Genomic DNA, 26,968 nt, shown 5'->3' on the forward strand with positions numbered 1-26,968 from the left:
CTGGAGACTCGCGCCAGAAGGTTGTTAACTTGATAAGCCACAGGAGTCACTTCCGCGCCATAACAGGTACGCAAAGACTTGAATATTCCGTTTTTGGCCTGTTTTTCAGAAAACAGGCCAAAAACAGGAAAACCAGTGTCTTGCTACCTGATACGCGATACTTGATACTAAACTCTCCCCAGCACAAACTGCTTTGCCAGGTTCTCCGGCTGCAGGGCCTCATCCAGGCTCATGCGTATGCGCCATTCTTTGGGGTAGTGGTTGTTCACGCGGTTCTGGAGTTTTTTGCCCCAACCCAGGCCCACGCCGTTGAACTGCACCAGCACCCAGCCGTTGGCGGCTTCTTCTAAGGAAACGTCTTCGCGGTGCAGGAATTTGAGGGCGGTAGCCAGGTCTACCTCCGCGCGCGGAAAAGCGTCTGGGGCCAAGTGCTGCGAGAGCGCCAGCGCGGGGAGCGGTTTTACGTTGTTTTTGACGGCCTCGGCCAGCTCAATGCCACCATAGACCACCCGTAGTTTCTCATACACCTGCTCCAGTTCCAGCATCCAGGCGGCGGGTAAAGCTCTGAGGGTGTCCTGGTGTTTGACTATTTCCCAGTCTTTCGGCTCCTTGAGCCAGTTTTGCACCAGCGCTTTCTCCTGCTTTGACGCTGATACCAGATAAGGCCGTTTGCTTTTGCGGTATTTGCCCGCTTCGTCGCCGCCGGTTTTGCGCACCACGGCCAGAAAGAAGCCCTCGCCCTGGGTTTTGTGGGGGTAGAAACGGTAGCCGTGCATGCCTTGTTCCTGGGTTTGGGTGACCTGCCAAGAGGGTTGCAGCTCTAAGGCTATAGTTTCTACATCTTGCTGTTGCGCCAGCCAGGCCAGGTTTTCTTCGTTTTCCTCAGCATTATAGGTGCAGGTGCTGTAAATGAGGACTCCGCCGGGTTTGAGGCAGTCCCAGACGTCCATGAGTATGCGGCGCTGGCGCTCTGAGCAGAGTTTCACGTTGGCCTCTGACCATTCCTGAATGGCATCCGGGTCTTTCCGGAACATGCCTTCGCCCGAGCAGGGCGCGTCTACCACCAGCACGTCAAAGAACCCCGTGAGCGACTGGAAATGGCTGGGGTCATTGTTGGTGACCACCACGTTGCCGCTACCCCATTTCTGAATGTTCTCGGCCAGAATGCCGGCGCGGGCCCTAATGACCTCATTGCTCACCAGCAGGCTCTCAGGCGAAAGCAGCGAAGCCAAATGGGTCGATTTTCCGCCGGGGGCGCCGCACAAATCCAGCACCGCCAGCGGTTCCTCCAGGTCCACGCTTTGCCGCAGCGCCTGCTCCAGAAACATGGAACTGGCCTCCTGCACATAGTAGGCGCCGCCGTGAAACAGCGGGTCCAGCGTGAAGCTGGGGCGGGTGGGGAGGTAGAAGCCGGTTTGGGTCCAGGGCACTTCGGGCAAGCCCGATGGCAAATCTGCTTTGCCTGTATTCACCCGTATACTGGTAGGCGAGGCTTGGCCCAAAGCCGCCGTGAAAGCGGCAAAATCTGCTCCCAACTGGGTTTGCATACGGTTCTGGAACGAAGACGGAAGTTGTACAGGCATAAATGAAAGTCAAAACGTAAAGCCTAAGCCGCCGCAAAGATACCATTTCTGTTTTTGGCTTGTTTTCTGAAAAACAGGCCAAAAACGGAAAGACAGGACTTCAGAATCAATCAAGAATGTGGTCATCCTGAAAAGATCTTGGTAGCGAACGGCATTAATAAGTAATCAGGGCTTTTCTAGCTTGCCCACAAGATTCTTCCCGAATGACAAGATGGTGGGGGCACGGCTATCGTGATGTAAACATCGCCCTTTCGGATTTATTAATCCGAAAGTTGTTTGTCGGGGATTTACCAATCCCCGTGCCTGCGTTATTGCAGCCAGCTAGCTACGGGGATTAGGAAACCCCCGACAGAGTAGTTCGGGATTAGAAATCCCGAACAGCAAAGCAGCAACGTGCGATGAATGGAAGTGATGAACAGCACACTCCCTCTCCACGGGAGAGGGGGCTGGTGTGAGGTCCTGTTTTTGGCCTGTTTTCAGAAAAACAGGCCAAAAACAGAATTAATCTGCCGGAACAATGGGTTCTTTGCGGGTGTTAATCTTGCCGGGCTTGCGTATGGTTTTGTTCTGGTACGTGGGTTGCTCCACAAAGGCCACCACCTTCAAGGTCAAATCAAGCCCCGTGATGGTGCTGGGGTTGTCAAAGCCGAGGTATAGGTAGCCGTCTTCGGTTTTGGGCGTCTGCGTGGCCAGCACTTTGCCGTAGTCGCTGAGCACGTCCTGCCCCTTGGCCACAGCGTAGGGTTTCCAGCCTTCCTCTTCATTCTTGAACAGCGCGGCATTCTTCTGGTTGAACAGGTAGTAGCTGATGTAGCCGCTGCTCTTCACCTGGGGCAACTGCGGCAGCAGCCCCAGCCCGAACGCCACCAGCGGGTTACTCCCAGTCAGCAACGCAGAGGCGCCTTTGGCCAGGGTTTTGCCCGTCTCCTGCAGCGCCTCTACAGACTCCTGGCCCACCCCCACCCAGTACACCCAATGCTTGGTACCAGCCGGTAATTTAAAGCGCTCATACGTGCGGTTGTTGCTGCCCAGGCTGGCCCGGGAAGACACCCTGAACGTCTTGTCCAGCAGCGGCTCCGGCACCAGCTCGGTTTTCACCAGCACCTTTTGGGTGGCGGTGGTCCAGGTGGTGTCCTGTACCGTGCGCCAGGCCACGTGGGTGTTGAAATGTTGCGTGGCTGCGCTGCCCGGGATTCTGGTGAGCGTGAAGTGGCTCCTGGTGCTGGTTTCAGACAGACTCTGCAACGTAATGGTGTACACAGACTTCTGCGGAATGTTGAGTTTCAGATTGTTCACCTTCTTGGCTTCCTCGGTGGCATACAGCGGGGAGCTGGAGAAATACTCGGTCACGGTGAGCCTGTAGTTGACCTTGGCCTTGTTCTCCAGGTTCAGCACCACCACATCACCCGCCTGAAACGCATAATGGAACTGCGTGACCGGTTGGGCCGTACCCGCCACCTGCACCTCCAGATCAGCTATTTTGAGGGCCTTGCCGCCTTGGGCAAGCGCTTGAAAAGAACACAGCAGGAGCAGGCCGTACAGAACCTGAATGCGCCGTGGGGAGAAAAAAGCCATAGGGCAGAGAATCGTAAAGTTCAGTTTTGCTGCAATTTACGAAAAACAGGCCAGAATCAGAGCCGCTGTTCTAGCCAGACTTTTCGGGCCACGCCCACCCCTACAAAATTGCCCCGGCCACCGCCGCGCAGCACAATGGCCACATCCTGCCCCTGCCGCAGCTCGCTCAGGCTTATGGTTTTGCCTTCGGGGTCCACTATCTGGGTAGTGGGCAGCACCAGCACATACGCCCGGTTGTAGCGCGAATCTGGGGTAGAACCAAAGCCCTCTACCTCCAGCATCACCTGCCCCTGGTCATAGCGGCTCTGAAAAATAGAACCTCTAATGTCTACCCGCTGCGGGGCCATGCTTTTATACTGCACCGTAGCCGCCTCAGCGTTGGCATCTGCCGGCGCGTTGGCCGTTTTACAGCCTGCCAGCCAACCAAGGGCCACCACCCAAAAAGCAAAGAAAACCGTTCTTATATTCTTGTATTCCATTCTTTTACCTCCTTGATCTATTTTCTCTTTTAACGGCGGCAAGCCAATGGTAGATATACCTGTTTTTGGCTTGTTTTCAGGAAAACAGCCCAAAAACGGAGTTTTTCTCTGTTAGAAATTGTTCTTCTGCTGTCCGTATTTATCAGCCGCAAATCCCTAACTTGAACCGTTTTCCGCGGCGCGGAATTCTCTTATTTATGGCGAAGATTAAAACAGCATATTTCTGTCAGAACTGCGGGGCGCAGTCGGCGAAGTGGGTGGGGCGCTGCCCGGCCTGCGGCGAATGGAACACGTACGTAGAGGAAGTGGTGGCCCGCGAGGACGTGACGCCCACCACCGCCTGGAAAGTGGGTTCCAGCAGCCAGACCGTAGCCGCCAAACCCAAGCCCATTGCCGAGATTACCTATTCTGAGCAGCACCGCATTGTGACCCAAGACGGCGAACTGAACCGCGTGCTGGGCGGCGGCATTGTACCGGGTTCCATGGTCTTAATTGGCGGGGAGCCGGGCATTGGTAAGTCTACGCTCATGCTCCAGATTGCGCTGAGTTTGAAGAACGAGCGCGTCTTGTACATTTCGGGCGAGGAAAGCGAGCAGCAGATTAAAATGCGCGCCGAGCGGCTGGGCGCCCAACACCCCAACTGCTTTATTCTCACCGAGACCGGCACCCAGAACATTTTCAAGCAGATTGAACAGCTAAGGCCCGAGGTGTTGATTGTAGACTCCATCCAGACCTTGCATTCATCGTTTATTGAGAGCGGGGCGGGCAGCGTGGCGCAGGTGCGCGAGTGTACGGCAGAGCTGCTAAAGTTCGCAAAGGAGAGCGGCACGCCAGTGTTCCTGATTGGGCACATCACCAAAGAAGGCAACCTGGCGGGGCCTAAGATTCTGGAGCACATGGTAGACACGGTGCTGCAGTTTGAGGGCGACCGCCACATGACGTACCGCATTCTGCGCACCACCAAAAACCGTTTCGGGAGCACGTCTGAACTGGGCATTTACGAGATGCTGGGCACCGGCCTAAGAGAGGTGAGCAACCCCTCTGAGATCCTGATATCGCAGCGCGAGGAGACGTTCAGCGGCATTACCATTGGCGGCACCATGGAAGGCAACCGCCCGTTGCTGATTGAGGTGCAGAGCCTGGTGACGCCCGCTACCTACGGCACGCCGCAACGTACTGCCACCGGTTTTGATGTGAAACGCCTGAACATGCTGCTGGCCGTGCTGGAGAAACGCGGCGGCTTTAAGCTGGGCACGCAGGACGTATTTTTGAACATTGCCGGCGGCCTGAAAGTAGAAGACCCGGCGCTGGATTTGGCTATCTGCGCGGCGCTGCTGTCATCGTTTGAAGACATTGCCATTCCGCATACCTCCTGTTTTGCCGCAGAAGTGGGCTTGGGCGGCGAGGTGCGCGCGGTGCACCGCATTGAGCAACGCATCTCAGAGGCAGAGAAGCTGGGATTTCAGGATATTTATATTTCCAAGTACAACAAGAAAGGTGTAGATTTAAGCAGATTTACCATTAAGATTCACGCGGTGAGCCGGTTAGAGGAAGTGTTCAGCGGACTTTTTGGGTAAGGATTTCCTGTTTTGAACTGTTTTTTGGAGAATATGTTGTAAGGACATGTTTATAGTTTGGCATAGGGGCGGCCAGTGGCCGGAACAAACCAACCTGTAACCTGTTCTGATTTTCAACAACGCGTACCGGCATCCCCAACCTATATTTTATCAGCTATGCTTGAGTTCTCTAAAAAGCTGTTGACCGCTCTGGTTCTTACGCTCCTGCTGAGCTATTCAGCGTGGGCGCAGAAAACGGTGACCATTTCTGGCAAAATCAATAAGCCTATTAGTGACAGCGTGCTGCTGGAGATTTACACCGTACCGGCCTCCTACACCGGTGAGTCGCACACCACGGCCTTGTCTAAGAGCGGCGACTTCACTATCACCGCCCCCCTGGCAGAGCCCATGCTGGCTGAGCTGGTGCACGGTTCAGAGTCTATCATGCTGTTCCTGCAGCCGGGAGACAACCTGGATGTCAAGGTGAACGCTGATGATTTTATCTACAGCATCAAATTCAAAGGCAAAGGTACCAATGAGAACGCTTACCTGCTGCAATACGAGCGCAAGTTTGAGGAGGAGGAAGATTACCAGGTGCTGCCAGACAACGTGCACAAACGGGAGAAGGAGTTCCTGCAGTTTCTGGAGGAGCGCCGCCAGGACCAGCGCGATTTCCTGGAGAAATTCACCAAAAGCTCCCCCGTCTCAGAGGCGTTCATGCAATATGCCCAGGCCCAGATTGAGTTCAGCTACGCCAATGACCGCCTGACCTACCCGGAAGTACGCAAGCGGGTGGGTGGCCTCCCGCCCCAGCTCTCCAGCAGCTATTATGGCTACCTGAAAGAAATTGACCTGAACAAGGCGGGGGCGGTGCGCAACCAGGCCTACCTTGACTTTCTGGTGAACTACTTCCAGCACAAGGCCCTGAGTGACCGCCGCGGCAACCCGGAGCGGGACTATTACCCCATTATGTACAACATGGTGAAGCAGGAACTCAAAGGCCCCGCCCGGGAGATGATGATGTCCCGCATCCTGTCTCAGTCTATCAAGTTTGGGTACGTGCCAGACACAGATGCCATGTACCGTGATTTTCAGCAGGAAGCAAGAATACCCCAGTTTATCAGCTACGTGAAAGGCCAGTACCAGCAGTTCAGAAAAGTAGGCATGGGCAGCGCGGCCCCTAACTTCACGTTGCTGTCTTCTACCGGTGACAGCGTTTCCCTGAGCAGCTTAAAAGGCAAGATCGTCTACCTGGGTTTCTGGCGCGCCGCCTGCGGTATCTGCACCGTTGACCAGCAGGCGTACAAGTTCTTTGCCGAACAGCTGGCCCCCAAAGACGTGGTGCTGGTACAAGTGTCTGTGGGGGAGGAGCTGGAGGCCTGGAAACAGAAAGTAGCCCAAAAACCCATTCCTGCGCTCCAGCTGCACCTGGCCAGCCCATCTGCCAAGCTGGTGAAAGACTATGACCTGAAAACGTTCCCCAGTTATTATCTGATTGACCCCAACGGCAACATCATCAGCTCTAACGCCCGCCGCCCCGGCCACGCCGAAGGTGCCCGCGAGATAGCCGCCCTCATTGACCAGTACCGCCTGACCCAAACCCAGGCAAAGGGGAAATAAGCTGTTTCTGGCCTCCTTTTCAGAAAACAGCCCCAAAACAGAACGGCTTAAACGGCAGCATGGGTTAACTTCTTCTCTTTTAAACTTCTGAAGAAAGTGTGGGTTAAGAGCCTGTTTAAAAAATGGCCTTCATGCTTTCATACAGGCCACAGCAAGAAGCTGGCTAGCACTTTTAGCGCCTTCGTGGCGCTGCTACGAGGCTCAAAAAACGCTTTGGCAGAACCTCGCTCTTGCTTTTTTCGCTGATGAACCTAAAATGTAAACAGGCGCTAAATAGCCCACTAGCGCATTTTACAGTCAGCTTCCGCTGCGGCCGGGCGGTGAGACGGTTGGTTTCAGCGCTGAGGGCAACCCCGGGAGTAGGCTACTTCCTGTTTTAGGGCTACTTTTGCAAAAACAGCGCTAAAACGCATTTGTGCACAACCAACCGGTGCGGTTTCACGTGCTACTCTTGCATCGGCGTAGCCGAACTTCACTGCTTAGCCCTTTGACCCCTTGACCCGAGGCACTTTACAGGACGGACTCAACTTAGCATCTAAACTCACGCCGCGCCGCGCCTGGAACGCGCTGCAGGTGGTGAGCAGCTATGCGTTGGCCCGCCTCACCAAAAAGCCCCGCCACTGGGGGAGCCCGGTGAGCATCTCGCTGGAACCCACCACCTCCTGCAACCTGCGCTGCCCCGAGTGCCCCAGCGGCCTGCGGTCGTTTACGCGGCCCACGGGTATGCTGTCACCAGAGCTGTTCCGGCAGACCATTGACCAGCTGCATGACCGGCTGCTGTACCTGCTGTTCTATTTTCAGGGGGAGCCGTACCTGAACCCGTCGTTCCTGGAGCTGGTGAAATACGCCGCCGGCAAGAACATTTACACGGCCACCTCTACCAACGCCCATTATTTAACCGAAGAAAACGCCCGCAAAACCGTAGAATCTGGGCTGGATCGCCTGATCATCTCCTTAGACGGCACCACCCAAGACGTGTACCAGCAGTACCGCGTGGGCGGAAAACTGGACAAGGTGCTGGAAGGCACCAAACGGCTGGTGAAATACAAGCGCGAACTGAAGAGCAAAACCCCGTACCTCATCTTCCAGTTTCTGGTGGTCAAACCCAATGAGCACCAGATTGAAGACGCCAGGCAGCTGGCCAAAGCGCTGGGCGTAGATGACGTGTGGTTTAAGACCGCGCAGATCTATGACTATGAGCACGGCTCGCCGCTCATCCCCACCATTGATTATTACAGCCGTTACCAGGCGCAGCCCAACGGCACGTATTCCTTAAAGAACAAGCTGATTGACGGCTGCTGGAAGATGTGGCACTCCTGCGTCATCACCTGGGACGGCCTGGTGGTGCCCTGCTGCTTTGACAAAGACGCCCACTACCGCCTGGGCAACCTGCAGCAGCAAACCTTCAACGACCTCTGGAAGAGTGATGCCTACCGCCAGTTCAGGGGTTCGCTGCTGCAAAGCCGGAGCCAGCTAGACATGTGCCGCAACTGCTCAGAAGGCACCAAAGTCTGGGGGTAATCTCTGGTGAAAGCTGTTTTAGGGCTGTTTTTGGGAAAACAGGTCAAAAACAGCCGGTGGCTTTCTTGCACCGTCATGCAGGCGCAGCGGCAGGTATTTGCGTGGCCCCATTAGTTTGTGTACCCCGCACGCGTTATCTTTCGTATGGGAGTTGTTGCCACGCTTTCAGCGGCTCCCAATTCTGTGACCTCTTACTTGCTCGCCTGTGACTGAACTTAATGAAGCTTTTCAACTTTTGTGGGGTAAACTGGAGCGCTGGCTCAAGCAGATTGTGCTCATGCTGCCTGAGCTTTTCCTGGCCACGGTTGTTTTAATTCTCTCTTTTTTAGTGGCCCGCCTGGCCCGCCGGGCGTCAGATAAACTTCTCATCCGGTTCACGCACAGCAGCTCCCTCAATAACCTGGTGGGAACCACGGTGTACGTGGCCACCCTGGCCCTGGGTATTTTTTTCACCCTGAGCATTCTTAAGCTGGACAAGACCGTCACCACCTTGCTGGCGGGTGCCGGTATCATAGGTTTGGCCCTGGGTTTTGCATTTCAAGACATTGCAGCCAACTTTATCTCAGGGGTGATTATTGCCATCAGGAAACCGTTTGTGGTGGGTGATGTGATTGACACCAATGAGCACTTTGGCACCATTGAGCGCATTAACCTGCGCACGGTAGACATAAGGCGGCAAACCGGTGAACTGGTGAAAATGCCTAACCGCAAGGTGTTTGAGTCTGCCCTGATCAACTACTCGCACTACGGCATCAGGCGCATTGACTTAAAGGTGGGCGTCTCTTATGCAGAGGACCTGGAGCGCGTGCAGCAGGTGGTGAAGGCGGCCATGGTAGACATCCCCAACATGATCTCAGGCAAAGAGGTAGAGGTGGTGTATGAGGAGTTTGGAGACAGCAGTATTAACTTTCTGGTGCGCTACTGGATCCAGTACAAGCGCCAGACTGATTTTGTCTACGCCAAGAGCGAGGCCATTATGCGCATCAAGAAGGCGTTTGACCAGCACAACATTGAGATTCCGTTCCCAATACGTACGCTCAACTTTGGGGTGAAGGGCGGCAAAGACCTGTCTATCCAGCTCAAGGAGGCACTTCCGCAGTTGTCACAGCCGGCAGAGGCAGAGGAAGGTGCGGGGGCTCCTTTGTCCCCCTCTGCCACGGGCGGAGACCGGGACAAAGCAAAAGCGGCCGAAGAATAGTCTTCGGCCGCTTTTGCTTTTGGTGATTGGGGGCTTACACGCCGCTCTCATCTATGTTCTTACCCAAGTCTTCTACTTCTTTTAAGAAGGCGTCTATGTTCTGGTCAGCGTACGGGCCGTAGGAGTTGGAGATTTTGCCTTTGGTACCGTCATTGCATTCAATGGCGTACAGAATGGCCATGTCATCTGGGTTGGTCTCGCCCTCAAAGCGGTAAAAGTCTACAATTCTTACTTCATCAACGCTGTAGCTCTTGTCACCGCTGTAAGAGCAAAGGCGGTTATCTTCTGTGACCCTGAAATCTTCTGTATAGCCTTCATTTTTCAGCTTTGCCTCTACTTTCAGCTGGCTGGTAAGTTCTTCCTTGTCTTGCATAGCTAGTATGGTTAGGTATGGTGAATAGCTTTTGTTCGTATTTGGGCTATACGTAAAACAAACCGTTTGTTGCCGGGTTATATTCAAAATATAATATTCTTCGCCGTAAAGGCGCGTAAGGTGTAAAGCAATTATATTTGCACCCGCAACGTTATGTTTACCAGAAAAGCTGCCATTATCTTAACTCCCCTGATAGATAAGACCCTGCTTATTAAGAGACTTTTTGTTTCAGGCAGATACCCAGTGATACGCTGCCTTCATTTTCACTATCAGGATGTTACCAGAAGTAGATTTCTTCAAAGCCGTCATTGACTCTATTGAGGAGGGCGTGCTGCTCCAGAACCGCGCCGCGGAGATTGTGGGGTTCAATGAAAAAGCCCTCCAACTGCTGCACCTCAGCAAGCCACAGCTGCTAAACCCCGGTTCTCACCCAGAGGGCTGGGAACTGGTAGATGCCTCTGGGGCAGTTATTCCGGAAGACCAGTACCCCTGCCAGCTTACATTACAGACGGGTGCCCCTCAGCAGGATGTGTTAACCGGGGTCAAGGTGAAAGGCAAGATCTCGCCTTGGCTAAAGATCAGCACCAAGTTGCTCACCCTGAACCAGGGGGCGTTTGTCATGGTCACCCTGCTGGATGTGACAGAGCATTACTGGCTGGAGGATGAACTGCGGCAGAGTGAGGAACGCTGGCACCTGGCGGTAGACGGCAGCGGCCTGGGGGTCTGGGACTGGCGCGTTGAGCGCCAGGAGACCTATTTCTCCAACACCTGGAAAAAAATGATAGGCTACAGCGAGACTGAGCTGAGCAATGACATAAGAGAGTGGGAAGACCGCATTCACCCAGATGACAAACCCCGGGTGATGGGCATTATCAAAAGACTTACCCGCGGCGAATACTCCACCTCCCAGATAGAGCACCGGCTGCGCTGCAAAGACGGCTCTTACAAATGGATACTCACCTCTGGCAAGGTCATGACCCGCTCCGCCTCAGGCAAGCCGCTCCGGTTAGTGGGCACGCTCAAAGACATTCATGACCGCAAGATGGCTGAGCAGCAGCTGCGGCTCAGTGAAAGCAAGTTCTCCAAGACCTTTTACTTCTCGTCTATAGGGCTGGCTCTGGTTTCCCCAGAAGGTGCCTGGATGGAGGTAAACCCTGCCCTCTGCCAGATGCTGGGGTACACACAGGATGAGCTGCAGGCCATAACCTTTCAGGACATTACCCACCCAGATGACCTGGGCGCAGACCTGGACAACGTGCAGCGCATGCTGAGCCGGGAGATCACGTCTTACCAGATGGAGAAGCGGTACTTTCACAAAGACGGGCACCTCATCTGGGTACTGCTCTCAGTATCACTGGTGTGGGACACGGCGGGCCAGCCGTCTTTCTTCATTTCGCAGATCATAGACATCAGCCATTCCAAGAATCTGATTGCCCAGCTGGAAGACAACAACCAGAAGCTGCGCATCACCACCCATGACCTGGAAAACAAGATTCACCAGCTGGAAGAGTTCAACCGCATTGTCTCCCACAACCTGCGGGGGCCCGCCGGCAATGTGCGGCTCATGCTGGATCTGTTGCCCACTGACCTGCCGCAGGCCATAGAGGTGCCGGCTTTCCAGATGCTGCTCAAATCAAGCGACGCCCTGAACGAGACGTTGGCTGACCTCATGAACATTGTAGAGGCGCGCATGAACAAGAACATTGCGTATGACACCTGCTCCTTTAAAGAGGTGCTGGAGAAAACCTACAGTGCCCTGGAGGGGCAGATTCTCAACAGCCACGCCCGCATTGAAGAGGACCTGGCGCTTGAAACCGTGGCCTACCCTAAAATTTATTTAGAGAGCATTCTTTACAACCTGCTGAGCAATGCCCTCAAGTACAGCCAGAAGGGGGTTTACCCGCATATCAAGATCAAAACCTACACTGCCAAAGGCAGAACGGTGCTGTCTGTCAGGGACAATGGCCTGGGCATTGACCTCAAGCGGTACGGCAATGACATCTTTAAACTGAAGAAGATCTTCCACAAGGGGTTTGACAGCAGGGGAGTGGGGCTCTTTCTGGTGAAAAACCAAATTGAAACCCTGGGGGGCACTATTCAAGTAAAGAGCAAGCCCTTGGTAGGCAGCAAATTCATAGTAACCTTTTAACTTCTCCTAATGACTGTTTTGTCAAGCATTTGCCTGATAGATGATGACAACATCTACCAATACTACTCCAAAAGCCTCATTCTCACCTCTGGCAAGGCCGAAAAGGTACTTCAGTTCTTTGACGGCCAGGAAGCCCTGGAGTTTCTCACCCAACACCAGCACGAGGCCGGGCTGCTGCCAGAACTGATTCTGCTGGACCTGGAGATGCCCTACATGGACGGCTGGCAGTTCCTGGACCAGTTCTCCCAACTGCAGTTAGCCAAAGAAGTCACCCTGTACATTGCCAGCTCTTCTACCAGTATGATAGACCAGGACCGGGCAAAGAAGTACCCCCAGGTGAAAGGATACATGATCAAACCCATGCGCGCCGAGCAGTTTGTAGAAATCATCAATTCTGTCACCAACACCCCTGAAGCATAAAAAAACCGGTTTCAGCCTGCTCCTTCTGTCAGGCTGAAACCGGTTCTACAGGCTCCCTCTCTCCTTTACGGCCTTGCCGAAGCACGTTTCGCCTGTATCTCGCGCTCAATCTTTTTCAGGTCAATAGCAGAGCACGCCCCGCCGCAGCCTTTGGCGCACCCCGCCTCTTTGGCGAAGAAGCTCTTGTAGCCCATGCGCAGCAGGTACCCCGCCGCTACCGCAAAAATCAAGAAGATGATGATTTCCTGTACCATAACGCAAAGATAACGCCCGCCACGGTATAAATAGTTTAGTCTTGGGCAGAAAAGGGAGGTATACCTGAGGCAATTCCTGTTTCCGGGCTGTTTTCCCAAAAACAGCCCGGAAACAGGAGCTACTGCTCAAGAAATGATTAGCTGTTCTGCACTTCCTCAATGATCCAATCAATCACTTCAATAAATTTTTGAAGCTGCTTTTCATCTGTTAGAAGATGAAGCCGAAAACTGGGACGCATTGTAACCTTATCTCTGGCTATAGAAACACCTTCAATCTGATTTAGCCGCTCTAATAATTCAAGACGCTTTTGCTCGTGTTGAAATGCTGGTTGGTCTTTGTAATACTGGAAGTACATTTCCACATATCCATTCGTCCATACTCCAAACAGCCGATAGTCGTGTCCATTTCTGTGGAAAACAGGCTGGTAAGACCCTAATTGATGCCCTCTTCCATACCTAACCCGTGTAACTTTAGGTGTAAAATAATCAAGTAGCTCTTTTGCAATGCCAGCTTCTCTACTGCCGCATTGGTTAAAAAGTTCATCAAAAAAAGCATCTTGGGTCCAGCGATCTGCCCTTCCTCTGGAAATATTCTTCAGGTCCTCAGCCACAGTAGTCTGGCCAATCACGCGGGGCACCAGCGTTTTCAGGTTGTTCTGCCCAATGAACTGCTTGATCTCTAGCCCCAGAATCTCGGCGGTTTGCATCTGCTCGTTCAAAAATTCAATGATGCGCTGTAGCTCTTTGGGGATTTTGTCAGCAATGATGAGCATTCTTATTTTGCCGGCCTTCAGATTGGTCTTGGTAAGTTCCCAGAAGGTTTCCGACTCCATTTCGGCGGCCAAAAACTCCTCCAGCACCCGCTCACATTGACTGCCCCGGGCTTTGCACTGCTCCTCAAACCTGCGCTGTATCTCCCCAATGGACCAATAGGAGACCGCATTGGCCGCATAATCTAATATTTGCCCAATTACTTCGCGCCTAATTCTGGAATCATTGCTGCGTTTTACTTCTACCAACGTAGGCACCCCATCCTGGTCAATAAACAGATGATCTAAAGACCAGCGGTTACCAGCGTTCTCTTCATCTGGCACGCCAAACTCGCGGGAGATCAACAGCCACCGCCGTGGGTTATCCTTGTTGATCTGGCTTCCTGAAATAAGATTGGGATAATCTGCCAGCAATTGCTGGAGCAAATCTTCTGAGTCATAGGTAGCCTCATTTAATTCTACCAGCTTTCTATTCTCATCCAGAAGGAAAATCGTTTCGCCCATGCCTGTTTAGTTGATTCATCCAAAATAGCGAATTGAACAGTACCATAGGCGATTGGTTTCCTGTTTCCGGGCTGTTTTTCTTAAAACAGCCCGGAAACAGGAAGCCAATTTAAGACTCTTTGGATGCTGCATCTAATAAAATAATATTAGCAGCTTTGTAAGCAGTCTCATCATCTATAAAGTTCGAATCCTTCTGAAACGTTACCAATTGTCTGTTTTCTGATTTCAGAACGTAGTTATACTTCCCATACTCATTTAAATATAAGTCAACTAGTTTTGATTCTCCAGACTGAAACTCTTTATACTTTATTGTCAAAAGTTGCTTTCCTGCCTGCTTTCTTGGGTACTTATGCTCTTTTGTTAACTGACTCTTTGGCTTTCCTTCTTTAATATGCTCTAGAGCTTTTACAGACATTTTACCAGTCCATAATTCTTGTCCACTAGGTAAGTACCAAATAGCTGCACCAATGATTGTTTCTAAAAGTGCTTTCTGTTCAAGACTGGTTGATTCACTGTTGTAGATTTTCGCTGTAGAGATTATTAACTCTTCCAGAATTAGGCAGCGTTCCTCAAGCTTTTTTTGGTTCATAAAAGTCTGCCCCAGCTCTACTCCTTCCAGAATGGCTCAATCAACTTCAGCATTTCCTCCTGTACCGCGGGGCTGTTGCTCACGCAGATCTCACGCCCGAAGACGTAGTTCTGGCCGCCCCTGAAATCGGTGACCTGGCCGCCAGCTTCCTGCACCAGAATAGCGCCGCCCGCCACATCATAGGAGTTAATGTTGAATTCAAAGTAGCCCTCAAAGCGGCCGCAGGCCACGTAGGCCAGGTCCAGCGCGGCAGAACCCAATCTACGCACGCCGTGGCAGTTTTGCATGAACGAGCCCATGACCTGCAGGTACTTCTGCATCAAATCAAAGCTGTAGTACGGGAAGCCCGTGGCAATAAGGCCATCGGCCAGCGTGGCGGCTTTTGACACGTAAATGCGCTGGTCATTGCAGTAGGCGCCGCCGCCTTTAATGGCGTGGTAGCACTCATCACGGGTAATGTCATAGACCACGCCCAGCACCAGCTCCTCCTGCCGCATGAGCGCAATGCTCACTGAGTACACCGGTAGCCCGTGAATGAAGTTGGTGGTGCCATCCAGTGGGTCAATGATCCAGTTGTATTCCTCGCCGCGTTCGTTTTTGGTCTCCTCCTCGGTGATGAACCCCGCCGCCGGGAGCAGTTGCTCCAGCCCTGCCACCAGCTGCTTTTCGGCCTCTTTGTCTACGTAGGATACCAGGTTGTTCAGGCCTTTCTCCTCCATTTTGGAGCGGTCAAAGTTCTGGGCTTCGGTGCTGATGAAGCGGCCTACTGCTTTGGTGAGGGTAACTACCTGGTCGCGGAGCGCGGATAAGTCTGTCATGGTGTCTAAAAAAGTGGTACGTCTGTTACTATACGTTTTCGGCCTGTTTTAGGGAAAACAGGCCGAAAACAGAAAATATCAATTAATTGCTACACCGTTCTTCTGCGGCGGGTGAAACCCAGCACAACGGCCAAAACCACTAAACCCATGGCCAGCCACTGGGTGCCGTGGCCAATGAATTCGCCGTGGCGGGTGTAGAAGGTCAGCTCGTTGTTGAACCGGACCTGCCCGCGCAGGGCGGCCTGTTCCCACCAGCCGGAGCGCTGCCCAATTTCGCCCTTCTGGTTTATGAAGCCGGAGATACCCGTATTGGCCGACCGCGCCACGTCTCTTCTGGTTTCAATGGCCCTGAGCGAAGCGTAGCTCAGGTGCTGTTTGTAACCGGGGCTGTCGCTCCACCAGGCGTCATTGGTGATGATGAAGATGGCGTTGGCCCCGTTCCGGATGTATTCACTCACGTATTCCCCGTAAATAGACTCATAGCACACCACCGGCGCGCCAGACCATACCGTGTCCTGAGAATGGGTGAACACAGACCGCTCCTCCTGCACGCCAAAGTTTCCGGCTATGCCGCCCAGATCAATGGCGAATGCTTTCAGGAACTTGAAGAAGCCGGGGTACGGGGTTCTCTCTACGCCCGGCACCAGCTTTGATTTATGGTAAAACTCATGCTGCCCGCCCGGCTTGAAATGCATGGCCGTGTTATAGACATCAAAATACCCCACCTGCGGATGGAAACGGGCCGTGCCGCTGCGCTGGGTGGAGTCTGGGTAAAGGTCACCGGTGGTGATGCCGCCCACCAGCTCCAGCCCCGGATGCCGGCCCAGAAAATCACGCAGCGCGTAGCTGACAGAGGTGTTTTCAAAGCCTTTTTCCCAGTTCAGTCCGTTGCTGATAGAGGTCTCGGGCCAGAGCACGAATTTGGTATTGGGCGTGATCTGCTGCTCAGACAACTGGAGCAGACGCGCAAACTGCTGTTCAAACGGGATATAGCCTTCGCCGCCTTCAAACTTCTCTTTGTACGGGTCTACGTTGGGCTGCACCACCACCACTTCGGCGGCAGCGCCTTTCTCTTGGTAGCGGCTGTAAATGAAGAACGAAAGCGCCAGCGGCAGCAAAAACGCCAGCGCCGGAGCCAACCATCTGGTCACCGCAGATTTTGCCTTCGCCTGCAGGGCGAAAAAGACCAGCAGGTTCACCACCCAGACCCAGAGCGAGCCGCCCAGAAAACCGGTGTACTCATACCACTGCACCCAGCTGGGCAGGGCGGCAAAACCGTTGCCCAGCGTGAGCCACGGCCAGCTCAGGTCCCAGTTGAGGTGAAACTGCTCAAAGGCAATCCAGTACACGGGCAGGCTCAGGTAACCCAGGGTGTTGCCCGCCGCCCGCTTGGTCCAGAAAAAAGCCATCATGGGCACAGACATGAACAGCGCGTTGAACACCACCGCCGCAATGCCGCCGCCCAGCGTAGAATAACTCACCCAGTACGTGGTGAAGATGTTCCAGAGCAGCAGCAGCAGGTACGTGTACTTGAAAAAAGTGCGCCCACGCTTTGGTTCGGCTTTAGCCGAAATAGCCTGTTCCAGGTACAGGAACGGCACCCAACCAATGAATAAAACTATAGCCAGCGGTTTCACCGGCCAGCCCAACCACAGCAAAAAGGCGCTCAGCAGCGCCATAAGGGGGAGGTAAAAACGATTATTTGCTTCCTTGAACAACAATGACAAATTCTCCTTTGATAGGTTTAGTGGTAAACGTCTGCACCAGCTCTTCCAGGGTGCCGTTGAGCGTCTCTTCAAACAACTTGCTGATCTCGCGGCTCACTGAGGCCTGGCGCTCCGCTCCGAAATACTCCTTAAACTGCTCCAGCGTCTTGAGCACCCGGTGCGGCGACTCATAGAAAATCATGGTGCGTTCTTCCTGCGCCAGGCTCTGCAGACGCGTTTGTCGGCCTTTTTTTACGGGTAGAAAGCCCTCAAACGTGAACCGGTCTGTGCTAAAGCCAGATTTGACCAGCGCGGGCACAAAGGCGGTGGGGCCAGGCAAGCATTCAATCTTGATGCCTTCTTTCACGCATTCGCGCACCAGCAAGAAACCGGGGTCAGAGATGCCGGGCGTGCCCGCGTCTGAGACCATGGCCATCTTTTCGCCTTTTTTGAGGCGCTCCACCAGGTGCGCCACGGCCTTGTGCTCGTTGTGCAGGTGGTGGCTGTGCATGCGCTTCTCAATGCCCAAATGGTGGAGCAGTTTGCCACTGGTACGGGTATCCTCGGCCAGCACCACGTCTACCTCCTTCAGAATTCTGATGGCGCGCAGGGTGATGTCTTCCAGGTTGCCAATGGGCGTGGGCACTAAATACAGTACGGTCTCTTCTACAGGTTCGGCCATAGGTCAAAGATACTACATTTTTGAGTTCAGAGTTCTGAGTCTGGAGTTCTGAGTGGCAATGCGTTTTGGGGCTGTTTTCAGAAAAACAGGCCAAAAACGCATTCCCTATTCTTTTGTCCTCCTGAAAGGATCTTGGTTGCGAACGGTAGTTGCGTCTCTTCCCTGCTTTTCTAGTACGCACACAAGATCTTTCCAAGATGGCAAAGGAGACGGTTACTCAATCATTGTTAATGTATTTCTCCGCCACTTCATCAATGCGTTTTGCCAGTTCCCAGTCTTTTTGGGTGACCACGTTGCCGGCGTCATGGGTAGTGAGTTTGATTTCTACGCGGTTGTAGACGTTGCTCCACCACGGGTGATGGTTCAGTTCCTCGGCTGCGGCGGCTACCGCTGTCATGAATGCGAAGGCCTGCTGGAAGTCTTTGAAGATGAAGCTCTGGGTGAGGGCGTTTTCTTGTTCTATCCACATGGTTCTGTAAAGGGTTACGGCAACTACTGTTTTTGGCCTGTTTTCAGAAAAGTAGGCCAAAAACGCAGCACTTCCTGAATGGGGCTCGTATTCTTTTATTCCATCGACCAGGGGCGGAAGGCAAAAGTCAGTATCTGTTTGTGCTTCCCCTTTTAGGAATACATGAACTACTAAGAACAACCAACTAACAACTACAGAGATGGCAGAAGAACAGAAACCCAAGGAAGTGCCAGACCAGCACCAGAAGCACCAGCCCGGCGACGAGCACAAGATGACCCCAGAGCCCATTGTGATCAGAGACGGCTACAAGGGCAGCGACAAACTCAAAGGCAAGAAAGCCCTCATCACCGGCGGCGACAGCGGCATTGGCCGGGCGGTGGCGGTGCATTTCGCCCGGGAGGGCGCAGACGTGGCCATTGTCTACCTTAATGAAGACAAAGACGCCCAGGAAACCAAGGAGATGGTAGAGAAGGAGGGCCGCCAATGCGTGCTCATCTCCGGTGACCTGCGCGAGGAGAAATTCTGCGTGGAGGCGGTGAAGAAAGCCGTGGCTGAACTGGGCGGGCTCAACATTCTGGTGAACAACGCCGCCGAGCAGCACGAGAAAAATGATCTGCGCGAAATCACCTCTGAGCAGCTGGAGAAGACGTTCAAGACCAACATCTTCGCGTATTTTTACGTGGCGCAGGCGGCACTGGACCATCTGCAGAAAGGCGACTGCATTGTCAACACCACCTCCATTACCTCGTACCGCGGTTCCAGCCATTTAATGGACTACTCGGCCACCAAAGGCGCCATTACTGCGTTTACCCGCTCATTATCGGCGAATCTGGCGGAGAAGGGAATCAGGGTGAATGCCGTGGCGCCAGGCCCCATCTGGACGCCCTTGATTCCCGCCACGCTGGAAGAAGTAGGTGACTTTGGCAAAGACCAGCCCATGGGCCGGTTGGGTCAGCCGTCTGAGGTGGCGCCGGCTTATGTGTTCCTAGCCTGTGAAGACGCCTCTTACATTACGGGGCAGACCATTCACGTGAACGGCGGCGAGCAGATTGGCGGCTAGGGCCTCAACCTTTCCACGTGGAAACCAGTAAACGGTAAGACCAATTCACCTAAACACAAGCGCCTATGGCAACTGAAGATAAAAACCACCCCAACGGGCATGACCGCCCCGTGCGCGTGATTGACGATACGGCGAGCAACATGGAAGACATGATGGCCGGCCACATCATTCCGGGCGCAGACGCCCCTAAGAATGAGGCCCAGCGCGGCGGCTTCGGGAACCGCGACGGCAAGTCTGGCTACGGCACTGACTCCTCAGACGGCCCAACCGGCGTATCAGTGAACGAAGATGCTGACGCGACTGAGCATCCGAAAGACAACATGCGTACCGAGGACGAAGGCCGCGGTACGTGATCCAGGCCCTAAGGCCGATTGTTTAATGTTGAACCAAACCAGAAAAGGAGGACACCATGCCCTATAAGAGCGATAACAGCAGCCACCAAGGCTCAGAAAACAAAGGCGCCCCATCTAACCGCGGCATCAGCAAAGCCGGCGTGAAAAGCCCCGGCGATCCAGATGAAATCCAACGGGCCGAGGATCTTGTGGCCAAGCACTTAGATGACCAGGAGCGTCCGGTGCCAGAAGCCCGTACGCACCCAAACCGCAACACAGACAAGCAAGACATTGACAAGCCCAGCTACGGCGGGTCTTGATAAACAAAGTCTTCACAAAAAAGCACCTTCTTCCCTACAAGAAGGTGCTTTTTTGTGTCTGTTTCTGACCTGTTTTCAGAAAAACAGGCCAGAAACAGGAACGGGTAACGCATGAGGTTTTTTCCTTTCTTTTAAGGAAAGAGTTTGCTATAAAGGAATAGCCCCTTATCTGCTCCTGTCATCCTGGAAAGATCTTGGCGACAAACGGCAGTAGCGGTGAAGGAAAGGCTATTACCGTTCGCCACCAAGATTCTTCCAGAATGACAACACTGTTATTCCCGCCCAAGGACTTGGAAAGAAGCAGAAGGCCTAAGCCTCACTTTTCCGGGCTGTTTTGACAAAAACAGCCCGGAAACAGAAAGTATCTCTACAGCTTCCAATCTCTTAATTTCAAAAACCAGAAATCACCCCATGGCCCGCTACGCCCTCACAGACATCCACGGCTGCCTCAAGACCTTTCAGATGATGGTAGAAGAAATCCTTCGGCTGCAGCCGAACGACCACCTGTACCTGCTGGGCGATTACATCAACAAAGGTCCGGACAGCCAGGGGGTGCTGGACTACATCTTTTCGCTGCAGCGGCAGGGCTACCAACTCACCTGCCTGCGCGGCAACCATGACCAGCTGCTGCTAGACGCGGTAGACCAAGGCGAGCAGGCCGTCTGGCTCACACCCGAAGACAAGCAGAAAACGCTGGAGAACTTTGGGGTGGGCCAGTTCAGTCAGATACCGGCTCAGTACCTCAGCTTTGTGCGGAACCTACCGGTGTTGGTGGTGCTGGAAGACTATGTACTGGTGCACGCGGGGCTGGATTTCTCATTGCCCAACCTCTTGGCCACAGAGAACTACACGCTCATGAACATCAAGCGCATGCAGCCTTCGGCGCAGAAACTGAGCGGCAGAACGCTGGTACACGGGCACCTCCCAGTGCCTAAAGCCACCATTGAGAAAGCAGTGAAGAAAAAAAAGGCAGCCATTAATTTAGACGCCGGGTGCGTGTACTACAAAAATGAGGAGTTTGGGCAGCTCTGCGGCTTTAACTTAGACACTTGGCAACTCTACTGGCTGCCCAACCAAGACACGCCATACTTTATTAAAGTTAAATAGATCTCCGTCACCTCCAATGGATTACCTAAAATATAGTTTTACCTATATTCAATGTATAGACTTTAATTGAAGAAATTTCTATTTTTTTAAATCAATAATTTTCTTTCTCCTCCAGTTATCCCTTCAAAAACATTCAATAAATTGAATATAAATATCTCCTTGCAAAATCAATCTTTTCTTCATTCCTTTCGGATCAACTACTTTTTCATGTAGGAAAACACTACTAAATTCAACTTTTATTTACTTGTCTTTCAGTTGCTTAATGATTTAGAAGGAATTAGCTCTATTTTTTATTCGAAAATCATAAAACTAAATTAATTACCCTTACGTAATGCCTCCCAGTTATATTAATTATAACTAATATGTCATATTACAACTAAGGTAATTACTACAGGTATTTACCTATAAATTAGTATTGCCCCTTACCACCTAAATTTAAATTTTTGCAGGCTTTTTATATTTTTCAATAAAATCTTCATGAAACAGTTTTTACGCTACGCAAAGTTGAGGGCCGATAGGGGAGATCGTAAGATTCTATTTCTTTTAGCAGTGAGTTTTTTTCTGGCTTTTGACCTTTATGCCCAGGTTGCCAGCCTCCCTACTGCGCATGGCGGCCCCTGGCAGAGCGGTTTGCCTACAGGCTGGGTACAAAAAGGACTGGGCAGAGACAACCTCTCTAACTATGGTGACAATGCGGGCAATTCAGCGTCTTTTGACACCACCGGAGACAGTTTAGTCATACATTTTGACAGGGCTGCAGGCCAACTGAACTATAATTTAAGGGCTAGCGCGGGCTTGTCTACAGGGATATTCAACGTGCTCCAATCAGCAGACGGCAAAAACTACACTTCTGTTGAGGAATTCACCGGGAACGAGCTGACTACATCTGCCAAGGCTTTCAGCAGCTCCCTTGCCCCCACCACAAGGCATGTTAAGTTTCTGTATGAATTAAAAGCAGGTTCCACCATTGTCAATCTTGATGCCGTCAGTATCACTACGCCTAACCCTGAAATCAGCGTAGAACAAAACGGCACCGTTTACGGGGGAATAATCACCACAACGCCATACAGCTTTGGCAGTCCCAATATTTTCACAACTGTACAGGCGGTGTTCAAAATCAAGAATACCGGCTCTGGGCCGCTTGCCATCACTTCTATTACCCTGAGTGGAGGCGCTGCAGATCAGTACAGAATTATTTCTCAACCCGCCGCTTCTGTTCCCGGCAACGGGGAGACAACTTTTACGGTTGCCTTTACCCCCACTTCGGCAACCGTTCCCACCAAAGAGGCAGTGATCACCATTGCCAATAATGATGCAGATGAACCCTCTTATGTACTTAACCTGACAGGGACTGCCATCTCACCTATTACAGAACTTTACTATCCAGACGGCTTTGCAGGAGAATCTATCTCCATTTTTGGAACTGATCTTGGCCAAGTAACCACTGTTGCTTTCAACGGGGTAGAGGCAGAGATTGTCTCTGTGTCTGAAACAGAGGTGGTGGCCATAGTGCCAGAGGGCGCTACTACAGGCAGAGTAACCGTTTTCCCTAGCAGAGGGGCCGTAGCCACCAGCCCGGAAGAATTCATCATTTGGAACAATGCCCCACCCGTGGTTACATCCTTTGATTACCAGGCTGGCGGTATAGGAACCACCCTCACTCTAACTGGAGAGAATTTCACGTCCTACTTCGGCATGTATTTTCTAGACGCAAACGGGAATCAGATCTTCTCAAACAGTATAGAATTTATTAGTCCTACAGAAGTAAGAGGCGTAGTACCCCCTGGGGCCGTCACAGGCAAAGTGTACATCAATGATATTCTGGGCCTGGCAGAATCCCCCTCTGATTTTACAGTGTCCAGCATCACTGCTGCCAATCCTAACGGAGGCCCCATTGGCACCCCGGTAACGGTAGAAGGGGTGGGCATTGCGGGGAACATAGCTTCAGTCACCATTAACGGGAAAAATGCTTTTATCACCCCCACCAGTAACGGTTTCACCACAGAAGTCCCCTTAGGGGCCACAGAGGGCGAGGGAGAGATTGTGGCATTCACGGCAGGAGGGGGCAGCACCTCTTTCCCCTTCTTTGTTGAGAACACCCTGCCCGTAGAACTAGTCAAATTTGAGGCCACCTCTTCTGCCAACGGCACAGCCCTCATCTGGCAGACGGCCACTGAGTTGAACAATGACTATTTTGAGGTGCAGTCAACCACTGATTTACGGCAAGGCAATTTCAGCACGTTGGCTCGTATCAGCAGCAAAGTCACCACCAGCGCCGTGCTTACAGACTATTCTTATCTAGATATGGCTCCCGCAAAGGGGGCAGTCACCTATTACAGACTAAAGCAGGTTGATATAGACGGCGGAAGTGAGTACAGCAAGGTCATTGCAGTAGAGGCGAAAGGCCTGGTGAAAGCCAACGCTGCCAAGGTGTACCCCAACCCCTTCACAAAAACCCTTACAGTAGAACTTGACGCAGAAGAAAATGATCTTATCTCATTCTCCCTTTCAAATTTTACGGGTCAAAAACTGATAAAGAAGAATATCCAGGTCAGAAGCCGCACGAACAAAATAGAGCTACCCATTGATGCGAACATAGCCCCCGGTCTATATTTTGTCACGGTAGAGCTAAACGGGCATAAAACAAACCACCGGTTAATCAAAGAATAAGATTTGCCCATCCCCCGTAAAGGAGCCCTGGAACACCAGGGCTTTTTTTTATGCCCGCAGGTATTTCTGTACCCACAGAGGCAAGCTGCCTTTACAAATCATTGGTAATTTGCTGCATTGGCTGTACTTTTGGGCACCCACTAAAATCAAACGCATGCAACGCGATTCCCAAATCTTTGACCTTATCCAGAAAGAGCACCAGCGCCAGCTGCATGGCTTAGAACTCATAGCCTCTGAGAACTTTGTTTCTGAGCAGGTAATGCAGGCCATGGGCAGCGTGTTAACCAATAAATATGCTGAGGGTCTACCCGGCAAGCGCTACTACGGCGGCTGCGAGGTGGTTGACCAGGCAGAGCAACTGGCTATTGACCGCGCCAAAGAACTGTTCAAGGTAGAATGGGTGAACGTGCAGCCGCACTCCGGGGCACAGGCCAACGCAGCGGTAATGCTGGCGGTGCTGAACCCAGGTGATAAAATTTTAGGCTTTGACCTGTCGCACGGCGGTCACCTGACCCACGGCTCCCCCGTGAACTTCTCCGGCAAACTGTACCAGCCGGTGTTTTACGGAGTGGAACCAGAGACGGGTGAGATTGATTTCAACAAGATCAGAGAGGTAGCCGGGCGTGAAAAACCCAAATTGATCATCTGCGGCGCCTCTGCCTACTCCCGTGATTGGGACTACAAAGCCCTGCGCGAAGCCGCTGATGCCGTTGGCGCACTGCTGTTGGCCGACATCTCCCACCCAGCCGGCTTGATTGCCACCGGTCTGTTGAATGATCCGTTTGAGCACTGCCACATTGTGACCACTACCACCCACAAAACCCTGCGGGGCCCGCGCGGCGGAATGATCATGATGCGCAAAGACTTTGAAAACCCGTTCGGGCTGAAAACGCCAAAAGGCGAAGTGAGAATGATGTCTTCTCTGCTGGACGGCGGTGTGTTCCCGGGTACGCAGGGCGGGCCGCTGGAGCACGTGATTGCCGCCAAGGCCGTGGCGTTCTTTGAAGCCTTGTCCCCTTCTTACAAAGAATACACGCAACAGGTGCAGAAAAACGCCCAGATGCTGGCCAAAGGCTTTGTAGACAGAGGCTATAAACTGATTTCGGGCGGAACGGCCAACCACCTGATGCTGATTGACCTGCGGTCAAAAGACCTCACGGGCAAACTGGCAGAGAACACCTTGATCAAAGCAGACATCACCATCAACAAGAACATGGTGCCGTTTGATGACAAGTCGCCATTTGTAACCTCCGGAATCCGGATTGGCTCTGCCGCCGTAACTACCCGGGGGCTGAAGGAGCAGGACATGGACCGCATTGTAGACTACATTGACCGCGTGCTCATGAACCATGACAATGACACCGTCATCACCCAGACCAGAAACGAAATCAACAACTGGATGGAACAGTTCCCGTTGTTCAGCTACTAAGCATTACTCAACTAAATGGCACAACGTTCTCAAGAGGTGGCAGCACACAGCGGGGAAGAGCATGAGATGACCTTTTTAGACCACCTGGAGGTTCTCAGGTGGCACTTGATTCGTTCAGCCATTGCCATTGTGGTGGTGACGGGCCTGGCATTCAGCTACCCGGAGATTGTCTTCCATGAAATTATTCTGGGCCCGTCACGCACAGACTTCTTTACGTACCGCAAACTCTGTGAGATAGGCGCCGCGCTGAACTCACCGGGCCTCTGTATCAATGAGCTGGACTTCACGCTGCAAAGCCGGGAGCTGGCCTCGCAGTTCACCATGCACCTGACCAGCTCCTTTGTGATTGGGTTACTGGTGGGTTTCCCTTACCTTTTCTGGGAAATCTGGCGGTTTATCAAACCGGGGCTGTACCCAAACGAGCAGAAAAACTCCAGAGGTGCCGTGTTTTTTGTGTCATTCCTGTTCTTGATAGGCTCACTGTTTGGGTACTTCATTGTCTCGCCGCTCTCTATCAACTTTCTGGCGTCTTACCAGGTAGACCCCAGCATTGCCAACGAGTTTGACCTGTCTTCTTATGTGACCACGCTGGTGACACTGGTGCTGTCATGCGGCATCATGTTTGAGCTGCCCATGATTGTGTTCTTCCTGTCACGGGTGGGGCTGGTGAGCCCAGAGCTCATGAAGCTGTACCGCAAACATGCCATTGTAGTAATTGCCCTGGTAGCCGCCATTCTCTCGCCGCCAGACGTACTGAGCATGACGTTGATGGGCATCCCGCTGCTGCTGCTCTATGAGGTGAGCATTCACATCTCCTGGATGGTTCGGCGCCGTGACGTGGCCCGTTTAAATGAACAAGCGACTTCTTAACCTATTACCACCGCTATGAAAATTGCCTTAGGCGGCGACCACGCCGGATACCAGTACAAAGAAGTTCTCAAGCAGGCACTGGAGGCCCAGGGGCACGAACTGAAAGATTTCGGGCCGTTCTCTGAGGCTTCAGTAGACTACCCAGACTTTGTACACCCCCTTTCCACAGCCGTGGAAAACCAGGAGTACGAACTGGGCATCCTGATCTGCGGAAGCGGCAACGGCGTAGCCATGACCGCCAACAAACACGCCGGCGTGAGAGCCGCTCTCTGCTGGAACAAAGAACTGGCCCAGCTGGCCCGTTCCCACAATAACGCCAACGTTCTCTGCATTCCCGCCCGCTTTGTCACCGACGAGGCAGCCAAAGAAATGGCGCTTGCCTTTCTGAGCACCCCGTTTGAAGGAGGCCGCCACCAGAACCGCGTCAACAAGATTGCCTGCGCATAGTCCACTTTTCTGTTTCTGACCTGTTTTTCTGAAAACAGGCCCAAAACAGCCCCAAGCCCTCTCAGGTTTAAGAACCAGAGAGGGCTTTTTTTTGTAAAGCAGGATTCACAATGCAGCCCTAAATGGACCGCATGGGGTAAGCACCAGCAAGTAGCAGTGACACGAACAGCAACAGGAGTCAGAAAACCAGTTGGTGCAGGCAGTACTGCGGTTAATGGTATTGAGCCCGTCAGCTCAGGGGAGGGAGGGGGCGGTTGAATGCTCGGCTTCCCGGGAGTTACCATCTGCGGCTCTTACAGATCACAGGTGAAGCAACGAGGGGGGCAACTCTGGAAGAGCCGTAGTGTTAGTAAATTACACGAACAATGATCTGCAATGCGTGCTCTCCTGTGTCAACATCCCCCTTCGCCCCCTTCAAAGGGGGAGCATCAGAGTGAGTTCTGAGTTATGAGTCTTGAGTTCTGAGT

At 52.6% G+C, this 26,968-nt stretch carries 25 protein-coding genes; 14 read left to right on the forward strand and 11 right to left on the reverse strand.

Annotation, left to right across the window (positions count from 1 at the left end; genetic code table 11):
• Positions 1-167: 167 nt before the first annotated feature.
• The 3 genes from FHS90_RS02735 to FHS90_RS02745 all read right to left on the reverse strand — a co-directional run bounded on the left by FHS90_RS02735 (position 168) and on the right by FHS90_RS02745 (position 3,637).
• The gene (locus FHS90_RS02735) at positions 168-1,583 is read right to left on the reverse strand and encodes a methyltransferase RsmF C-terminal domain-like protein (protein ID WP_182511614.1); all 1,416 of its coding nucleotides are present in this window, start codon (positions 1,581-1,583) and stop codon (positions 168-170) included.
• Positions 1,584-2,084: 501 nt separating this feature from the next.
• A complete protein-coding gene (locus FHS90_RS02740; protein WP_182511616.1) occupies positions 2,085-3,158 on the reverse strand; it encodes a hypothetical protein in 1,074 nt (357 codons plus the stop codon).
• Positions 3,159-3,214: 56 nt separating this feature from the next.
• Positions 3,215-3,637, reverse strand: coding sequence for a hypothetical protein (locus FHS90_RS02745; protein ID WP_182511618.1), 423 nt, complete (start codon positions 3,635-3,637; stop codon positions 3,215-3,217).
• 197 nt (positions 3,638-3,834) lie between these two features.
• Between FHS90_RS02745 and radA the strand changes: the two genes are divergently transcribed.
• From radA to FHS90_RS02765, 4 genes are all read left to right on the forward strand, one after another.
• Positions 3,835-5,214: a DNA repair protein RadA gene (gene radA / locus FHS90_RS02750; RefSeq protein WP_066832745.1), complete on the forward strand. Its 1,380-nt coding sequence runs from the start codon at positions 3,835-3,837 to the stop codon at positions 5,212-5,214.
• 156 nt (positions 5,215-5,370) lie between these two features.
• Entirely contained in the window at positions 5,371-6,813 is a 1,443-nt protein-coding gene (locus FHS90_RS02755; RefSeq protein WP_066832748.1) for a peroxiredoxin family protein, read from the forward strand.
• 495 nt (positions 6,814-7,308) lie between these two features.
• Complete coding sequence (locus FHS90_RS02760) at positions 7,309-8,334, forward strand: SPASM domain-containing protein (protein ID WP_182511620.1); 1,026 nt, start codon at positions 7,309-7,311, stop codon at positions 8,332-8,334.
• 205 nt (positions 8,335-8,539) lie between these two features.
• Positions 8,540-9,532, forward strand: a complete 993-nt coding sequence (locus FHS90_RS02765) for a mechanosensitive ion channel domain-containing protein (protein ID WP_182511622.1) — start codon at positions 8,540-8,542, stop codon at positions 9,530-9,532.
• A 34-nt stretch (positions 9,533-9,566) separates the two neighbouring features.
• Here FHS90_RS02765 and FHS90_RS02770 read toward each other — a convergent pair whose 3' ends face one another.
• The gene (locus tag FHS90_RS02770; protein WP_066832755.1) at positions 9,567-9,905 is read right to left on the reverse strand and encodes a hypothetical protein; all 339 of its coding nucleotides are present in this window, start codon (positions 9,903-9,905) and stop codon (positions 9,567-9,569) included.
• A gap of 274 nt (positions 9,906-10,179) precedes the next feature.
• Between FHS90_RS02770 and FHS90_RS02775 the strand changes: the two genes are divergently transcribed.
• The gene (locus FHS90_RS02775) at positions 10,180-12,054 is read left to right on the forward strand and encodes a PAS domain-containing protein (protein WP_182511624.1); all 1,875 of its coding nucleotides are present in this window, start codon (positions 10,180-10,182) and stop codon (positions 12,052-12,054) included.
• A gap of 9 nt (positions 12,055-12,063) precedes the next feature.
• Entirely contained in the window at positions 12,064-12,474 is a 411-nt protein-coding gene (locus FHS90_RS02780) for a response regulator (RefSeq protein WP_182511626.1), read from the forward strand.
• Positions 12,475-12,539: 65 nt separating this feature from the next.
• Here FHS90_RS02780 and FHS90_RS02785 read toward each other — a convergent pair whose 3' ends face one another.
• The 7 genes from FHS90_RS02785 to FHS90_RS02815 all read right to left on the reverse strand — a co-directional run bounded on the left by FHS90_RS02785 (position 12,540) and on the right by FHS90_RS02815 (position 18,266).
• On the reverse strand, positions 12,540-12,728 hold the full coding sequence (locus FHS90_RS02785; RefSeq protein ID WP_066832764.1) for a FeoB-associated Cys-rich membrane protein: 189 nt from the start codon (positions 12,726-12,728) through the stop codon (positions 12,540-12,542).
• Between the two features lie 137 nt (positions 12,729-12,865).
• A complete protein-coding gene (locus tag FHS90_RS02790; protein ID WP_182511628.1) occupies positions 12,866-14,002 on the reverse strand; it encodes a hypothetical protein in 1,137 nt (378 codons plus the stop codon).
• 109 nt (positions 14,003-14,111) lie between these two features.
• A complete protein-coding gene (locus FHS90_RS02795; RefSeq protein ID WP_182511630.1) occupies positions 14,112-14,591 on the reverse strand; it encodes a hypothetical protein in 480 nt (159 codons plus the stop codon).
• A 17-nt stretch (positions 14,592-14,608) separates the two neighbouring features.
• Entirely contained in the window at positions 14,609-15,409 is an 801-nt protein-coding gene (locus tag FHS90_RS02800; protein WP_182511632.1) for an inositol monophosphatase family protein, read from the reverse strand.
• Positions 15,410-15,498: 89 nt separating this feature from the next.
• Positions 15,499-17,088: an apolipoprotein N-acyltransferase gene (lnt, locus tag FHS90_RS02805; RefSeq protein ID WP_182511634.1), complete on the reverse strand. Its 1,590-nt coding sequence runs from the start codon at positions 17,086-17,088 to the stop codon at positions 15,499-15,501.
• A gap of 19 nt (positions 17,089-17,107) precedes the next feature.
• Entirely contained in the window at positions 17,108-17,797 is a 690-nt protein-coding gene (rsmI, locus tag FHS90_RS02810; protein ID WP_182511636.1) for a 16S rRNA (cytidine(1402)-2'-O)-methyltransferase, read from the reverse strand.
• Positions 17,798-18,014: 217 nt separating this feature from the next.
• A complete protein-coding gene (locus FHS90_RS02815; RefSeq protein ID WP_182511638.1) occupies positions 18,015-18,266 on the reverse strand; it encodes a 4a-hydroxytetrahydrobiopterin dehydratase in 252 nt (83 codons plus the stop codon).
• Between the two features lie 199 nt (positions 18,267-18,465).
• On the opposite strand from FHS90_RS02815, the gene FHS90_RS02820 reads away from it, so the two are divergent.
• From FHS90_RS02820 to rpiB, 8 genes are all read left to right on the forward strand, one after another.
• Positions 18,466-19,326: an SDR family oxidoreductase gene (locus FHS90_RS02820; RefSeq protein WP_066832779.1), complete on the forward strand. Its 861-nt coding sequence runs from the start codon at positions 18,466-18,468 to the stop codon at positions 19,324-19,326.
• 65 nt (positions 19,327-19,391) lie between these two features.
• Positions 19,392-19,679 (forward strand): hypothetical protein, encoded by a 288-nt coding sequence (locus FHS90_RS02825; RefSeq protein ID WP_066832782.1) that lies wholly within the window; start codon positions 19,392-19,394, stop codon positions 19,677-19,679.
• Between the two features lie 56 nt (positions 19,680-19,735).
• Positions 19,736-19,978 carry a hypothetical protein gene (locus tag FHS90_RS02830; RefSeq protein ID WP_066832785.1) on the forward strand — a complete coding sequence of 81 codons (243 nt, stop codon included), beginning with the start codon at positions 19,736-19,738 and terminating at the stop codon, positions 19,976-19,978.
• A gap of 411 nt (positions 19,979-20,389) precedes the next feature.
• Complete coding sequence (locus FHS90_RS02835) at positions 20,390-21,085, forward strand: metallophosphoesterase family protein (RefSeq protein ID WP_182511640.1); 696 nt, start codon at positions 20,390-20,392, stop codon at positions 21,083-21,085.
• A 549-nt stretch (positions 21,086-21,634) separates the two neighbouring features.
• Positions 21,635-23,755 carry a choice-of-anchor D domain-containing protein gene (locus tag FHS90_RS02840; protein ID WP_182511642.1) on the forward strand — a complete coding sequence of 707 codons (2,121 nt, stop codon included), beginning with the start codon at positions 21,635-21,637 and terminating at the stop codon, positions 23,753-23,755.
• Positions 23,756-23,909: 154 nt separating this feature from the next.
• Positions 23,910-25,184 (forward strand): serine hydroxymethyltransferase, encoded by a 1,275-nt coding sequence (gene glyA, locus FHS90_RS02845; RefSeq protein ID WP_220482970.1) that lies wholly within the window; start codon positions 23,910-23,912, stop codon positions 25,182-25,184.
• A 15-nt stretch (positions 25,185-25,199) separates the two neighbouring features.
• On the forward strand, positions 25,200-26,054 hold the full coding sequence (gene tatC, locus FHS90_RS02850) for a twin-arginine translocase subunit TatC (RefSeq protein WP_066832795.1): 855 nt from the start codon (positions 25,200-25,202) through the stop codon (positions 26,052-26,054).
• 15 nt (positions 26,055-26,069) lie between these two features.
• Positions 26,070-26,501, forward strand: coding sequence for a ribose 5-phosphate isomerase B (rpiB, locus tag FHS90_RS02855; protein WP_066832798.1), 432 nt, complete (start codon positions 26,070-26,072; stop codon positions 26,499-26,501).
• Positions 26,502-26,968: the final 467 nt, after the last annotated feature.

This window comes from Rufibacter ruber (assembly GCF_014138425.1).
GTDB classification, from domain to species: domain Bacteria; phylum Bacteroidota; class Bacteroidia; order Cytophagales; family Hymenobacteraceae; genus Nibribacter; species Nibribacter ruber_C.

Bases quoted from the DNA above. Each gene is read 5' to 3' on its own strand.
- rpiB (WP_066832798.1), top strand. From the start codon at position 26,070: ATGAAAATTGCCTTAGGCGGCGACCACGCCGGATACCAGTACAAAGAA.
- FHS90_RS02830 (WP_066832785.1), top strand. From the start codon at position 19,736: ATGCCCTATAAGAGCGATAACAGCAGCCACCAAGGCTCAGAAAACAAA.
- FHS90_RS02815 (WP_182511638.1), bottom strand. From the start codon at position 18,266: ATGTGGATAGAACAAGAAAACGCCCTCACCCAGAGCTTCATCTTCAAA.
- glyA (WP_220482970.1), top strand. From the start codon at position 23,910: ATGCAACGCGATTCCCAAATCTTTGACCTTATCCAGAAAGAGCACCAG.
- FHS90_RS02795 (WP_182511630.1), bottom strand. From the start codon at position 14,591: ATGAACCAAAAAAAGCTTGAGGAACGCTGCCTAATTCTGGAAGAGTTA.
- FHS90_RS02820 (WP_066832779.1), top strand. From the start codon at position 18,466: ATGGCAGAAGAACAGAAACCCAAGGAAGTGCCAGACCAGCACCAGAAG.
- FHS90_RS02835 (WP_182511640.1), top strand. From the start codon at position 20,390: ATGGCCCGCTACGCCCTCACAGACATCCACGGCTGCCTCAAGACCTTT.
- FHS90_RS02740 (WP_182511616.1), bottom strand. From the start codon at position 3,158: ATGGCTTTTTTCTCCCCACGGCGCATTCAGGTTCTGTACGGCCTGCTC.
- rsmI (WP_182511636.1), bottom strand. From the start codon at position 17,797: ATGGCCGAACCTGTAGAAGAGACCGTACTGTATTTAGTGCCCACGCCC.
- tatC (WP_066832795.1), top strand. From the start codon at position 25,200: ATGGCACAACGTTCTCAAGAGGTGGCAGCACACAGCGGGGAAGAGCAT.
- FHS90_RS02755 (WP_066832748.1), top strand. From the start codon at position 5,371: ATGCTTGAGTTCTCTAAAAAGCTGTTGACCGCTCTGGTTCTTACGCTC.
- FHS90_RS02775 (WP_182511624.1), top strand. From the start codon at position 10,180: ATGTTACCAGAAGTAGATTTCTTCAAAGCCGTCATTGACTCTATTGAG.
- radA (WP_066832745.1), top strand. From the start codon at position 3,835: ATGGCGAAGATTAAAACAGCATATTTCTGTCAGAACTGCGGGGCGCAG.
- FHS90_RS02745 (WP_182511618.1), bottom strand. From the start codon at position 3,637: ATGGAATACAAGAATATAAGAACGGTTTTCTTTGCTTTTTGGGTGGTG.
- FHS90_RS02735 (WP_182511614.1), bottom strand. From the start codon at position 1,583: ATGCCTGTACAACTTCCGTCTTCGTTCCAGAACCGTATGCAAACCCAG.
- lnt (WP_182511634.1), bottom strand. From the start codon at position 17,088: ATGGCGCTGCTGAGCGCCTTTTTGCTGTGGTTGGGCTGGCCGGTGAAA.
- FHS90_RS02800 (WP_182511632.1), bottom strand. From the start codon at position 15,409: ATGACAGACTTATCCGCGCTCCGCGACCAGGTAGTTACCCTCACCAAA.
- FHS90_RS02785 (WP_066832764.1), bottom strand. From the start codon at position 12,728: ATGGTACAGGAAATCATCATCTTCTTGATTTTTGCGGTAGCGGCGGGG.
- FHS90_RS02770 (WP_066832755.1), bottom strand. From the start codon at position 9,905: ATGCAAGACAAGGAAGAACTTACCAGCCAGCTGAAAGTAGAGGCAAAG.
- FHS90_RS02790 (WP_182511628.1), bottom strand. From the start codon at position 14,002: ATGGGCGAAACGATTTTCCTTCTGGATGAGAATAGAAAGCTGGTAGAA.
- FHS90_RS02825 (WP_066832782.1), top strand. From the start codon at position 19,392: ATGGCAACTGAAGATAAAAACCACCCCAACGGGCATGACCGCCCCGTG.
- FHS90_RS02780 (WP_182511626.1), top strand. From the start codon at position 12,064: ATGACTGTTTTGTCAAGCATTTGCCTGATAGATGATGACAACATCTAC.